This is a genomic window from Acuticoccus kalidii (genome assembly GCF_021556395.1).
In the GTDB taxonomy this organism is placed as follows: domain Bacteria; phylum Pseudomonadota; class Alphaproteobacteria; order Rhizobiales; family Amorphaceae; genus Acuticoccus; species Acuticoccus kalidii.
This window is the reverse complement of record NZ_JAKGCS010000015.1, coordinates 1-12,734: the sequence shown is the minus strand read 5'-3', so window position 1 is coordinate 12,734 and position 12,734 is coordinate 1. Positions and strand designations below refer to the sequence as shown.

General features: G+C 66.5%; 12 protein-coding genes. 10 read left to right on the top strand and 2 right to left on the bottom strand.

The window, feature by feature from the left end; all coding sequences use genetic code 11:
* The first annotated feature begins 51 nt into the window (after positions 1-51).
* The 4 genes from L1787_RS08075 (at position 52) to L1787_RS08060 (ending at position 4,850) form a co-directional block, all read left to right on the top strand.
* Complete coding sequence (locus L1787_RS08075) at positions 52-588, top strand: J domain-containing protein (RefSeq protein WP_235708173.1); 537 nt, start codon at positions 52-54, stop codon at positions 586-588.
* 72 nt (positions 589-660) lie between these two features.
* Positions 661-1,647 (top strand): cobaltochelatase subunit CobS, encoded by a 987-nt coding sequence (cobS, locus tag L1787_RS08070; protein ID WP_235708171.1) that lies wholly within the window; start codon positions 661-663, stop codon positions 1,645-1,647.
* A 166-nt stretch (positions 1,648-1,813) separates the two neighbouring features.
* On the top strand, positions 1,814-3,736 hold the full coding sequence (gene cobT, locus L1787_RS08065; RefSeq protein ID WP_235708170.1) for a cobaltochelatase subunit CobT: 1,923 nt from the start codon (positions 1,814-1,816) through the stop codon (positions 3,734-3,736).
* 103 nt (positions 3,737-3,839) lie between these two features.
* Positions 3,840-4,850 (top strand): esterase-like activity of phytase family protein, encoded by a 1,011-nt coding sequence (locus L1787_RS08060; protein WP_235708169.1) that lies wholly within the window; start codon positions 3,840-3,842, stop codon positions 4,848-4,850.
* A 68-nt stretch (positions 4,851-4,918) separates the two neighbouring features.
* Here L1787_RS08060 and L1787_RS08055 read toward each other — a convergent pair whose 3' ends face one another.
* Complete coding sequence (locus L1787_RS08055; protein ID WP_235708168.1) at positions 4,919-5,542, bottom strand: VUT family protein; 624 nt, start codon at positions 5,540-5,542, stop codon at positions 4,919-4,921.
* A gap of 69 nt (positions 5,543-5,611) precedes the next feature.
* Positions 5,612-5,908, bottom strand: a complete 297-nt coding sequence (gene rpmB / locus L1787_RS08050; protein WP_235708706.1) for a 50S ribosomal protein L28 — start codon at positions 5,906-5,908, stop codon at positions 5,612-5,614.
* 331 nt (positions 5,909-6,239) lie between these two features.
* On the opposite strand from rpmB, the gene L1787_RS08045 reads away from it, so the two are divergent.
* The 6 genes from L1787_RS08045 (at position 6,240) to L1787_RS08015 (ending at position 12,631) form a co-directional block, all read left to right on the top strand.
* Complete coding sequence (locus L1787_RS08045) at positions 6,240-6,968, top strand: DUF3108 domain-containing protein (RefSeq protein ID WP_235708166.1); 729 nt, start codon at positions 6,240-6,242, stop codon at positions 6,966-6,968.
* A 272-nt stretch (positions 6,969-7,240) separates the two neighbouring features.
* On the top strand, positions 7,241-10,777 hold the full coding sequence (locus L1787_RS08040; protein ID WP_235708162.1) for a helicase-related protein: 3,537 nt from the start codon (positions 7,241-7,243) through the stop codon (positions 10,775-10,777).
* Positions 10,770-11,054: an RNA-binding S4 domain-containing protein gene (locus L1787_RS08030; protein ID WP_369415082.1), complete on the top strand. Its 285-nt coding sequence runs from the start codon at positions 10,770-10,772 to the stop codon at positions 11,052-11,054. Before L1787_RS08040 ends, L1787_RS08030 begins: the two co-directional genes overlap by 8 nt.
* A gap of 59 nt (positions 11,055-11,113) precedes the next feature.
* Positions 11,114-11,452, top strand: coding sequence for a ferredoxin FdxA (gene fdxA, locus L1787_RS08025; protein ID WP_235708160.1), 339 nt, complete (start codon positions 11,114-11,116; stop codon positions 11,450-11,452).
* Positions 11,453-11,773: 321 nt separating this feature from the next.
* The gene (locus L1787_RS08020) at positions 11,774-12,367 is read left to right on the top strand and encodes a CarD family transcriptional regulator (protein WP_235708159.1); all 594 of its coding nucleotides are present in this window, start codon (positions 11,774-11,776) and stop codon (positions 12,365-12,367) included.
* A gap of 117 nt (positions 12,368-12,484) precedes the next feature.
* Positions 12,485-12,631, top strand: coding sequence for a DUF3096 domain-containing protein (locus L1787_RS08015; RefSeq protein ID WP_235708156.1), 147 nt, complete (start codon positions 12,485-12,487; stop codon positions 12,629-12,631).
* The last annotated feature ends 103 nt before the right edge of the window (positions 12,632-12,734 follow it).

Here is a 12,734-nt window from a genome sequence, read left to right as displayed (position 1 = left end):
CGCCGCGGGGCGAACCGCGGTGGCGCCGGCAGCAGTGCGACGGCGTCCGTCATGGGGCGGACATGCGCGTGGCGCGGTTGCCACGAGCAGGCGGACTATCGCGCCCCGAAGGGCCGCGGCAAGGAAGGCCAGTTTCACTGGTTCTGCCTCGACCATGTTCGCGAATACAACAAGAGCTACAACTACTTCGACGGGATGACCGACGACGACGTGATCGCCTATCAGCGCGATTCGATCACCGGCCACCGTCCGACATCGCCGATCGGCGTTCGCGGCAAGAAGAGCGAACGAGCGACGCGGGCCGCATGGTCCGGCATGGTCGACGATCCGTTCATGGTGTTCGGTGGCGGCGGAACGTCCGAACCCCCGCCCGAACCGGAGCGGCGCCGCCCCAAAGGGCCGGAGCGCGACGCCTTCGAAGTCATGGGGTTGGAGCACGATGCATCCAAAGAAGCGATCAAGTCGCGATACAAAACCCTTGTAAAGCGTCACCATCCTGACGCAAACCAGGGGGACCGCAGCTCCGAGGAGCGATTGCGCAGCGTGATCAATGCCTACAACGTGCTGAGGCGCGCCGGGTATTGTTGAGCGTCTGGGCGATCCCTTACCAGTCCAGTCGTGCGCCCTGTCGAGGGCGCTGGCTTGTCCGAGGAAGACGAGATGGCAGAGACGCAAACCGCGTCAACGCGAATGCCTGACATCACGGTGTCCGCGCACCAGACGTTCGGCATCGATTCCGAAATGGAGGTTCCGGCCTTCGCTGAACGCACCGAGCACGTTCCCGACCTCGATCCGTCCTACGTGTTCGATCCGCCGACGACGAGGGCCATCCTGGCCGGCTTCAAGTACAATCGGCGCGTTCTGATCGCCGGCTATCACGGCACCGGCAAATCGACCCACATCGAGCAGGTGGCCGCACGGCTCAACTGGCCATGCGTGCGCGTGAACCTCGACAGTCATATCAGCCGCATCGATCTCGTCGGCAAGGACGCGATCGTGGTGCGCGACGGGGCGCAGGTGACGGAATTCCGCGACGGGATCCTGCCCTGGGCGCTGCAGACCAACACCGCCTTGGTGTTCGACGAGTATGATGCCGGCCGTCCGGACGTGATGTTCGTGATCCAGCGCGTGCTCGAGGTTGCCGGCCGCCTCACGCTGCTCGACCAGAATCGCGTGATCCGCCCGCACCCGGCCTTCCGCCTGTTCGCGACGGCGAACACGATCGGCCTCGGGGACACGTCGGGCCTTTATCACGGCACGCAGCAGATCAACCAAGGCCAGATGGACCGTTGGTCGATCGTGACGACGCTGAACTACCTCCCGCACGAGGTGGAGACCGACATCGTGCTCGCCAAGTCGCCGCATTATCGCAGCGACGAAGGCCAGCAGACGGTTGCAAAGATGGTTCGCGTCGCCGACATGACTCGCAACGCCTTCATCAATGGCGACCTCTCCACGGTGATGAGCCCCCGCACGGTCCTCACCTGGGCGGAGAATGCCGAGATCTTCGGCGATATCGGGTTCGCCTTCGAGGTGTCGTTCCTGAACAAATGCGATGAGACCGAGCGGTCGATCGTCGCCGAGTTCTTTCAGCGGTGCTTCGGCAGGGACCTCGCCTCGGCTGCCCCGAACCTCATGATGAATTGAGGTTACGCCCCTCGCGGCACGAGGCTTGCGAGGGGCGACGATCGGGTTGTCGCGTCGCTATCGTCCACGGCAGCGCTCCCTCATCGCGATACGATGACGGCGACTGGGCGACCGGCCCTCGAACGGGGCGGTCGCCACGGGCAATGACGAAGGAGGGTCGATCCTGATGGCAGGACTCGGCGACAACAATCGGAAGACCAAACTTCCCGACACGCGGCACGAATTGTTCCGCACCGCCGTGTCCGGGACCATGCGTGCGATTGCCGGAAAGCCCGATCTCGAGGTCGTCTTCTCCACCGACAAGCCGGCCTTGACGGGGGACACGGCGCGCCTGCCGGAGCCGCCGCGGCGCCTTTCGGCGAAGGACATCGCCGTGACGCGCGGCCTCGGCGACTCGATGGCGCTGAAGCTCGCCGCCCATGACGCGGCGCTTCACCAGAAATACGCCCCCGAGGGCTCCGATGCGCGCGCCGTGTTCGATGCGGTCGAGACCGCACGCTGCGATGCGCTCGGCGCGCAGGCGATGGAGGGCGTGGCGGACAACATCTCCGCGATGCTCGAAGACCGATATTATCGCGGCAATTATCACGAGATCACCGACCAGGCCGACGCGCCGCTTCCGGACGCGCTCTCGCTCCTCGTGCGCGAGAAGTTGACCGGCGCGCCGCCGCCGGAGAGCGCCCGCAAGATCGTCGATCTGTGGCGTTCGGCGCTCGAGGATAAATGCGGCACGACGCTCGACGATCTCGCCACGCAGATCGCCGACCAGAAGGGTTTCGCGACGGCGATGCGCGACATCCTCGCCCAACTCGACATGGCCGAGGAGCTCGGCGAAGAGTCGGGTGAGAGCGACGACAATCAAGAGGGCGAGAGCGAGGTCGAAACGCCGGACGAGGCCGCGGGCGAGGCCGGCGATGACGACACCGAGGACAATGCCTCACCGCAGGAATCGGAGCGCAGCGGCGAGGAAGAGACCGCCGAGGACGTCGAGGATTCGGAGTTCACGGCCGAGGACGTGCGCGAAGACGAGATGGGCGACGCGGAGGAATCGACCGACGGCGTCCGCGTCGAGGACCCGGACGACCGTTACGCCTTCGGGACCGATTATCACGTCTATACCCGCCAGTTCGACGAGATGGTTTCCGCCGAGGAGCTTTGCGATACGGCCGAGCTCGACCGTCTGCGCGGCTTTCTCGATCGCCAGCTCACCCATTTGCAGGGTGCCGTCTCGCGGCTCGCGAACCGCCTGCAGCGGCGGCTGATGGCGCAGCAGAACCGCGCCTGGGACTTCGATCAGGAGGAAGGTGTCCTCGACACCGCGCGCCTGTCGCGCGTGGTGACGGATCCGATGCAGCCGCTCGCCTTCAAGATGGAGCGCGATTCCGACTTCCGCGACACGGTGGTCACGCTGCTGATCGACAATTCCGGCTCGATGCGCGGCCGTCCGATCACCGTCGCCGCGACCTGCGCCGACATCCTCGCCCGCACGCTCGAGCGGTGCCATGTGAAGGTCGAGATCCTCGGCTTCACGACGCGCGCATGGAAGGGCGGCTCGTCCCGCGATCATTGGCTTCAGCACGGCAAGAAGCCGTCGCCGGGCCGGCTCAACGATCTGCGCCACATCGTCTACAAGGCCGCGGACGCGCCGTGGCGCCGCGCACGGCGCAATCTCGGTCTGATGATGCGCGAGGGGCTCCTCAAGGAGAATATCGACGGCGAGGCGCTCGCCTGGGCGCACGAGCGGCTGCTTGGGCGGCCGGAGCAGCGTCGCATCCTGATGATGATCTCCGATGGCGCCCCGGTCGACGATTCGACGCTGTCGGTGAACGCCGGCAATTATCTCGAAAAGCACCTCCGCGCGGTGATCTCCGAGATCGAGGAGCGCTCGCCGGTCGAGCTGATCGCGATCGGCATCGGCCACGACGTGACGCGCTATTATCGCCGCGCCGTCACCATCGTGGACGCTGAAGAGCTCGCCGGCGCGATGGTGAACCAGCTCGCCGACCTCTTCGACGACGAGCGCGAGGGCCGCGAGGCGAAACGTCGCGGTGGCGGCAATCGCCGTCGTGGGATGCGCAAGGCGGCCTGAGCTCGTCTTTCGCGCGGCCGTCTCTCGCGGCCGCGCCTGTCCGCGCCGCGCGCTCGGCGGCCGGCTCACGGTCCCGGAGCGGTAAGCCGTCCGCCGCAAGGAGGTGCCTATCTCGACCGCCGCCGGCTCCCGCCTCCTCACCGCTCTCGTCGCCGGCTTTCTCGCGCTCTCGCCTGATGCGCGGGCCGAGCCGATCGACCTGCGCGTGCGCCAGTTCGACGATTTCCGCTTCGGCCACGATCCCGCCGACCGCCTCGCTTTTCTGGGTGGAATGAGCCTTATCGGCCCGCGCAAATTCGGCGGGTTCTCGGGACTTCTCGTCGACGGTGACCGGATGCTCGCGGTGAGCGATACCGGCATGTGGCTGTCCGCCCGGCTCATCCTCGACGGCGAGCGGCTCACCGGGATCGAGGACGCCGCGCTCTGGCCCCGGCTCGACCTTCTCGGCCGGGACATCCGCACCAAGGCGACCGGGGACGCCGAGGATCTCGCCCGCGTCGATGGCGGGATCCTCGTCGTGATCGAACAGGCGCGCGAGCTGTGGCGCTATCCGGCGGACGGCCTCACGATCGACCGCACGGCGCGCCCGGAGCGGCTCGGCCGGCCGGAGCAATTCACCCGCCTCGCCAAGCGTCATGGCGTCGAGAGCCTCACCGAGCTGCCGACAGGCGAGCGTCTCATCGTCATGGAAGGGGAGGGGACGCGGGGCGCGATCCCGGCGCTACGGGACGAGACGTCCTTCGCGATCGCCCGGAGCGACAAGTGGGCGATCACCGGGGCCGACGTCCTGCCGGGCGGCGACGTCCTTCTGATCGAGCGATATTATGGTGGCGGGATCGATGTCAGGATGCGCGTGCGCCGGCTCGGCCGCGACGCCATCCTGGGGGCCGGGCCGGACGACGTGATCGACGGCCCCGTGCTGATCGAGGCCGATTTCTCCGACGAGATCGACAATATGGAGGCGATCGCCGCCGAAGTTCGGGACGGGCGGATCATCCTGACGCTGATGTCAGACGACAACATGTCGTTTCTGCAGCGCACATTGTTGCTGCGCTTTGCGGTGCGCGATCCGCTGCCGCGGGCCAATCCGTTGCGAGCGCCGTCCCGCGCCTGAGCCGCGCGCGGACGCCGGTCCCAAGCCTCAATCGTATGTGGAGCCCCCGCGCCTCGACGCGGGCGAGATCAGCCGCGAAGGCCGACGGAGCGGGAGACGAGGAAGCGGTAGGGGCCGAGCGCGAAGCCGGCGACGAGCAGCTTCACTGTGCAGTCGGCGATCGCCCAGGACACCCAGCGCGGCGCTTCGGGAAGGCCGGCGATGCCGAAAAGGTGATCGGTCTGGACGGCGAAACCGTCGATCCCGAAGGGGATCATGGCCGAGAAGGCGATGGTGAAGAACAGCGCCGTGTCGATGACCGAGGCCGACAGCGAGGACAGCAGCGGCGCGCGCCACCAGGCGAGATGGCGCAGGCGGTTGAACATCGACACGTCATAGAGCTGGGCGACCAGGAAGGCGGTGCCCGACGCGAAGGCGATGCGTGGTGACGACAGGATGGCCGATAGGACGATCGCGAAGGCGAAGCCGACGAGCGCGACCTGGCGGGCGCGCCCCGGACCGAAGGTGCGGTTCACCACATCCGTCACCAGGAAGGCGAAGGGGTAGGTAAACGCGCCCCACGTCAGGATATCGGCGAGGTTGAGGCCATGGACCTCGGCGACGACCGGATACTGGACGAGAATGTTCGACGCGACGACGACCGCCGCCATAGCAGCGACGGCCGCAGCCAACGCCATGCGAGGATTCGACATGGCCATTCTTTCGGTTCCCGGTCGTTCGCGGTTTACGCGGCGGGCGCGCTCTCGCCGGAGGCGACGACTTTACGCGGCGGGCGCGCTCTCGCCGGAGGCGACGACTTCGCGCTTCAGCCGCTGCATCCGCTCGGAAAGACCGGCATCGTCAGCGCCGCGGAGGAAGTTGTCGAGACCGCCCTGGTGCTCGACGGTGCGCAGCGCGTGCGCGCTGATCCGCATCTTGACCCGGCGCTCGAGCGCGTCGGAAATCAAGGTCACGTCGACCAGGTTCGGCAGGAACCGCCGCTTCGTCTTGTTATTGGCATGGCTGACGTTATTGCCAACCAGCACGCCCTTGCCCGTGAGTTCGCAGCGTCGCGCCATCATACTTCGCCGGACCTAGCCGACGCCCTATCAAAGTCATTTCGGTGAGAGGCGGTGAATAGGGGTCGAAGACGGAAACGTCAAGCGCTTCCGTCCACGGAAAATAGTCCGCACGGGCCGTGACATGCGTCATTCAGCTTGAATTCAGCCCAGGAAGCGATTTGATCTCGACACGGCCATCCCATAAAGCGAAGGGTGCGCATGGCGGGCCGGGCCGCTGCACACGTTTGGGGAGAGTGCCTTGAAAGCCTGGATTTCTGTGCTCTTGACCGCCTCTCTCGTGGCGGTTCCCACCTCCGCCATCAACGCGCGGAGCACCACGAAGACGACCGTGGACGCGGTTTACGAAATTTCGATCGCCGGCTGGAACATCGCCCGCGCCACGCTCGACATGAGCATGACTGGCGATGCGGCGAGCGGCCGGTACGACGCCGATATCTTCATGGAGCCGCAGGGGGTCGCGAAGATCGTGACCGCGGTGCGCACCTATGTCTCATCCGAGGGGCAGACGGCCGGGGGCCGGGTGCTGCCGGTGAAGTATCGCGTCCGCGCCGAGGAGGTCCGCCAGCCGGTCGCGGTCGACATGAGCCTGAGCCGCGGCAACGTCACGTCGCTGCGCGCTGTGCCGCCGCTGAAGGAACGTCCCGGCCGGATTGCGGTGACGAACGCGCACAAGCGCAACATCGTCGACCCGCTGTCCTCCGGCTTGCTGCCGATCAAGACCGAAGACGGACGCGATGCGTGCAACCACACGCTCGAAATCTTCGACGGTTGGACGCGCTATGATGTAAAGCTCTATTATAAGCGCAACGAGAATGTCGCGACGCAGGGCTATACCGGCAATGTGGCCGTCTGCGGCGCGCGTTGGGTTCCGGTGTCCGGGCATCGGCCGGCGAAGAAGGAAGTCCAGTATTTGGAGGCGAACCGGGCCCTCGAAATGTCGGTGGTGCCGCTGCCGGAGGCGGGTGTCGCGATCCCGTACCGGGTCAGCATCGGCACGCCGAACGGGGAAATTCTGATCACGCCGAGTCAGATGCGGATTTCATCGGCCGGTGTCTGATTGGCGATCGTGGACCCGCCGCAAGGGGCGGCGGGACAGTGGTGAGGATCCCACAATGTGCTGACCCAAGGCGGGCCGGATAGGCCGATGGCGATGCGGATGCGGCGTTGATCGCCCGGATCGTCCACGGCTTTACTCCGGTCGAGTTTTCGGCGCGCTCGCCGCTGCGGGCGTGCTCGAAGGCGCTTTAAGATCCTCTGCGGGTCCGCTGGTGCGGCCCGCGCCCCGAAACCGCGCCGACGGTCTCTGCCGGCGCATCCGAGGAACGGATTGTGACCTCCAGTCCCCTCCTTCATCGCCACGAGCGGGCACGCAACGTGACCGCCATTCTCGGTCCGACGAACACGGGCAAGACGCATCTCGCGATCGATCGGATGCTCGCGCGCCGCTCGGGCCTCATCGGCTTGCCGCTGCGCCTCCTCGCACGCGAAGTCTACGGCCGCATCGTCGCTCGCTTGGGGCCGGAGGTCGTCGCCCTCGTCACCGGCGAGGAAAAGATCATCCCGCCCGGCGCGCGTTATTATGTGGCGACCGTGGAAGCGATGCCGCTCGATCTCGATGTCGAGTTCGTGGCGATCGACGAGGTGCAGCTCGCCGCCGATCTCGAGCGCGGCCGCGTCTTCACCGACCGCATCATGCGCCTGCGCGGTGCGTATGAGACGCTGCTCCTCGGCGCGTCCACTGCCCGCACGCTCCTCGAGCGCATCATTCCGGGCATCAACGTCATCACCCGGCCGCGCATGTCGGTGCTCAGTTATGCGGGCGAGAAGAAGCTCACCCGCCTGCCGCCGCGCTCGGCCGTCGTCGCCTTTTCAGCGAACGAGGTCTACGCGATCGCCGAGCTGATCCGCCGCCAGCGGGGCGGTGCGGCGATCGTGATGGGCGCGCTGTCCCCGCGCACGCGCAATGCGCAGGTGGAGCTCTTCCAGGCCGGCGACGTCGACTTCCTGATCGCGACCGACGCCATCGGCATGGGCCTCAATCTCGACGTGGATCATGTCGCCTTCGCCTCGTCGCGCAAGTTCGACGGGTATCAGTTCCGCCAGCTCAGCGCCGCCGAGCTCGGCCAGATCGCGGGCCGTGCCGGACGCCATACGCGCGACGGCACGTTCGGCGTCACCGGCCGCGTCGCCCCCTTCGAGGACGAGCTCGTCGAGGCGCTGGAGACCCACGCGTTCGCGCCGGTGAAGGTCTTCCAATGGCGCAACCCCAACCTCGATTTCTCCTCGATCGCTGCGCTTCGGGCCTCGCTCGACCAGCCGGCGCGCGAGGACGGGCTGATCCGCGCCCCGATCGACGACGATCAGAAGGCGCTGGAGCACGCCACGAAGACACCGCACGTGATGGACATGGCGCGCGACGCCAAAGCGATCGAGCGGCTGTGGGAAGTCTGTCAGGTGCCGGACTATCGCAAGATCGCGCCGGCCAATCACGCCGATCTCATCCTGACCTTGTTCGAGTTCCTGGCGCGGGACGGCGTGATCTCGGACGAGTGGATCGCGCGCCAGATCAGGTATGCCGATAAGGTCGACGGGGACATCGACACCCTGTCGAATCGTATCGCGCACGTGCGGACCTGGACATTCGTCGCCAATCGCAATGATTGGCTTGCCGATCCGCAGGAATGGCGAGAAATGACTCGCCAAGTAGAGGACCGCTTGTCTGATGCGTTGCATGAGCGTTTGATGCAGCGTTTCGTGGACCGGCGCACCAGCGTGCTGATGAAGCGGCTGAGAGAGAATGCGATGCTGGAATCAGAAGTGAACGAGGCCGGGGACGTCATCGTGGAGGGCCAGCATGTCGGCGCGCTCCATGGATTTCGTTTCCAGGCCGACGCCTCGACCGGGGACCCGCGCGACCAGAAGGCTCTGCGGGCCGCCGCGTCGAAAGCGTTGACGAAGGAGCTCGAACGACGGGCCGAGAAGGTGGCCCAGGCTCCCGATGCCGCGTTCACCCTGGGCTCCGACGCGGCGATCCGCTGGCAGGGCGCCGTCATCGCCCGCGCCACCGCGAGCGATGACGTGTTGAAGCCCAACGCCGTCCTGCTCGCCGACGAGATCCTCCCCGCCGCCGCGCGCGACCGCGTGCAGGGGCGCCTCACGCAGTGGCTCGCGGCGCATATCGAAGGCATGCTGAAGCCGCTGTTCGACCTTCGCGTCGCCGAAGGGCTCGACGGAGGGGCGCGCGGTCTCGCCTATCGCATCAGCGAGGGGCTCGGCAGCGTGGAACGTGCGCTGGTCACCGAGGACGCCAAGGCGCTCGATCAGGGCGCACGGGCCGGGCTGCGTTCGCTCGGAGTGCGTTTCGGGGCCTATCATATTTTCGTGCCCGCGCTGTTGAAGCCCGCGCCGAGCCAGCTCATCGCGCTGTTGTGGGCGTTGAAGAATGCTGATCTCGAGGTGCCGGGCCTGACCGAGGTGCCGCAGCTTTCAGCCTCGGGGCGGACGTCGATCGCGGTCGATCCGACCGTTCCGGGCGAGCTCTATCGCGTCGTCGGCTTCCGCGTGTGCGGGCCGCGCGCGGTGCGGATCGACATTTTGGAGCGTCTCGCCGATCAGATCCGGCCGCTGGTCGCCTGGCGGCCGGGGCCCGATTCGGGCGAGCCTCCGGCAGGCGCGGTGCCGCAGGGCGGCGGCTTCCTCGTCACCGTGACGATGACGTCGCTGCTCGGCTGCTCCGGCGAGGACTTTTCGTCGATCCTGACCTCGCTCGGCTATCGCGTCGACCGGCATGAGGCGAATGCGGCCGAGCGCGAGGCCGTGAAGGCCGCGAGCGAAGTGCGCAGTCGCTCGGCCAAGCGTGATGCGAAGCCCGTGCGCCCGGGCGCCAATCCGGTGTTGAGCGCAGCCGCCACGGCGCCGCACGCGGCGGCGAGCGTCGATCCGGGCGAGGCGCTGGCCGAGGCCGAGCCGGAAGCGATGCTCGAAGCCGAGCCGTCTTCGCCCGCCGAGACCGAGGTCGAGGCCGAGGCGTCGGCGACGATCGAGCCGGATGCGGACCTCGCGAGCCCGGCAGAGCCGACCGCCGCAGCGCCCGACGAGGCAGCCGCGACGGTGGAAGAGGCGAGCGCACCGGCCGAATCGGTCGAAATCGCCGAATCGATGGCAACTGAGGGCGCCGAAGCGTCCGCCGAGCCGACGGCCGAACCCGCCGAAACCGAATCGCCGGAGACGGCGCACGCCGCGCCGGAAACGTCGGACGCTGCCGAGACGGACGCTGCCGAGCCGGACGCGGCCGAGATGCCCGCCGACGAGACGCCGTCCGACGAGGCGCCCGCCGAGGATGCGGCCGAGGCCTACGAGGCATCGCCGGCGCCGTCGTCCGTTGAGGATGACGCCGCGGTCGCCGCCGATTCGGACGGTGAGGCTGTTGCCGGTGCGGAGGACGCGGACGCGCCGCTCATGATCGAGGTGTGGCGCGTGCCGCGGCATCAGCGCGGCGATCAGGCGCGCCGCCGTCGTGGCGCTCGTCCGGGCGCTGGGGCAGGGGCCGAGGGCCGGCGCAATCAGGGGGGCGAGAACCGCCGCCCGCGCCGTGACGGCCCGCAACGCCGGGAAGGCGACGCGCCCGCCGCGCAAGAGGGTGGGGAGGCGCAGCCGCAGCGCGCCGACGCGCCGCGCTCGGGCGGACCGCGCGAGGATCATCGCGATCGTCGCGACGGTGGCAAGCGGGGCAAGAAGGGCAAGCGCCCGCAACATGCCGAGCCGCAACAGAAGCCGCGGCGTGAGCGGGAGGCCGATCCCGATTCGCCCTTCGCGGCGCTCGCTGCGCTGAAGCAGCAGATGGAAAAGGGAGCGGGCGATCGCTGAGGCGGCGTCCGATCTCGGTGGGCAGCGCCTCGACAAGTGGCTCTGCTACGCCCGTTTTGCGAAGACGCGCACGGTCGCCCAAGCCCTCGTGGAGGGCGGCAAGGTGCGCGTCAATCGCGAGAAGGTGACATCGTCGAGCCGCCTCGTGCGGCCGGCCGATGTGCTCACGATCCGGCTCTCGCGCGACGTCCGCGTCGTGCGGGTGATCGGCTTCTCCGATCGCCGCGTATCACCGGCGCAAACAGCTTCTCTCTATGAAAGCGTCTCCGAGGGCTGAGCCCGCCTTGTACGATCTCGAGCAAGGTCGTAAATCGCGGGCAACAGGAGGCTGTGCCAGTGACCTATATCGTCGGCGACGCGTGCATTAAGTGCAAGTACACGGACTGCGTCGAAGTCTGCCCGGTCGATTGCTTTTACGAAGGGGAGAACATGCTCGTCATTCACCCCGACGAATGCATCGATTGCGGCGTGTGTGAACCCGAATGCCCTGCGGACGCGATCAGGCCGGACACCGAGCCGGGCCTTGAAAAGTGGCTTGAGCTGAATGCCAAATATGCCGCCGAATGGCCGAACATAACCGTAAAGAAAGAACCGCTTCCCGAAGCCGAAAAATTCGACGGCGTCGCCAATAAATTCGAGGAGCACTTCTCGCCGGAGCCGGGTGAGGGGGACTGAGTTCCCCCATCACGGATTGCGTCAAACTCTTTGATTGCTCGAAGTCTAGCCGGGTCACTTCAATTGTGCGCCGCGGTGTGCTATATTAGTCGAATGCCGCTCCGGAGTTCGTACGCGCGCCGACCGCGCGTGTGGCGGTTCCATGAGGCAATCAGGAGCTATTGTGGAGTTCCCTTCGACGAGCAGCGATTCAACAGGCGGCAGGCTTGCTGTGTGATTTCACGGCGCGCCTACGCGGTGGCTGCATTGGCGCTTTCCATAAAAACAATGGCACACCCGTCCGTCGAGGGCGCGTGTTCCCGCGAGGAGTAGTCAGACCCTATGGCAACGGTGAAAAAGGTCGCCACGAAATCGGCGTTCAGACCGCAAGAACACGTCGTCTACCCGGCCCACGGTGTCGGTCAAGTGCAAGCGATCGAGAAAACCGAGTTTGCCGGGCACGAACTTGAATTGATCGTCGTCACCTTTGCCAAAGACAAAATGACGCTCCGCGTCCCTGTTGCCAAGGCCAAGTCCGTCGGCATGCGCAAGCTCGCCGACGCCGACACCATGAAAAAGGCGCTCGACACCGTTGCAGGCCGTGCCCGCGTGAAGCGGACGATGTGGAGCCGCCGCGCCCAGGAGTACGAGGCGAAGATCAATTCCGGCGATCTCGTCTCGATTTCCGAGGTCGTTCGCGATCTTTATCGTGCGGAAAGCCAGCCCGAGCAGTCTTATTCCGAGCGTCAGCTCTATGAGGCTGCGCTCGACCGGATGTCGCGCGAAATCGCCGCCATCAACAAGACGGACGAGGCCGCGGCGATCAAGTTGATCGAAACGCAGCTCTCCAAGAGCCCGAAGCGCGCCACGAAGGCCGAAGAGGCCGACGCCGACGCCGACGAGGACGATGCGGAGCTGCAGGAAAAAGCCGCCTGATCAAAGGCGACGACGTCAGCCTCGATCAAAATTTAGCGGAATGCGCAAACGGGGTGGCCCCTTCGGCCGCCCCGTGTTTTTGTTTGAACCATCCGTTCATCATCGAAGTGTCGAACTATGGAAGCCTTGAGCGCACAGCCGGTCGCCGCCCTCGTCATCGGGGTCGTTATTCTGATTTTCCCGAAGATCCTGAACTATGCGATTGCAGCATACCTGATCTTCATCGGCGTCACCGGGCTCTGGCCGAACCTCATGATGGGCTGACCCATCGCGGGTGACGGGTCGGAAGCGTCGTCGTTGCCCACGACTTACCCTCGCGGGTCTGGTGGCTTCGTCGGAACTGGAATAAATCGTGAGTCGCGCGGCG

Excerpts from the sequence above, each read along its gene's own strand:
- cobS (WP_235708171.1), top strand. The coding sequence starts at position 661 with ATGGCAGAGACGCAAACCGCGTCAACGCGAATGCCTGACATCACGGTG.
- rpmB (WP_235708706.1), bottom strand. The coding sequence starts at position 5,908 with ATGGCGCGACGCTGCGAACTCACGGGCAAGGGCGTGCTGGTTGGCAAT.
- L1787_RS08075 (WP_235708173.1), top strand. The coding sequence starts at position 52 with ATGGGGCGGACATGCGCGTGGCGCGGTTGCCACGAGCAGGCGGACTAT.
- L1787_RS08055 (WP_235708168.1), bottom strand. The coding sequence starts at position 5,542 with ATGTCGAATCCTCGCATGGCGTTGGCTGCGGCCGTCGCTGCTATGGCG.
- L1787_RS08020 (WP_235708159.1), top strand. The coding sequence starts at position 11,774 with ATGGCAACGGTGAAAAAGGTCGCCACGAAATCGGCGTTCAGACCGCAA.
- cobT (WP_235708170.1), top strand. The coding sequence starts at position 1,814 with ATGGCAGGACTCGGCGACAACAATCGGAAGACCAAACTTCCCGACACG.
- L1787_RS08015 (WP_235708156.1), top strand. The coding sequence starts at position 12,485 with ATGGAAGCCTTGAGCGCACAGCCGGTCGCCGCCCTCGTCATCGGGGTC.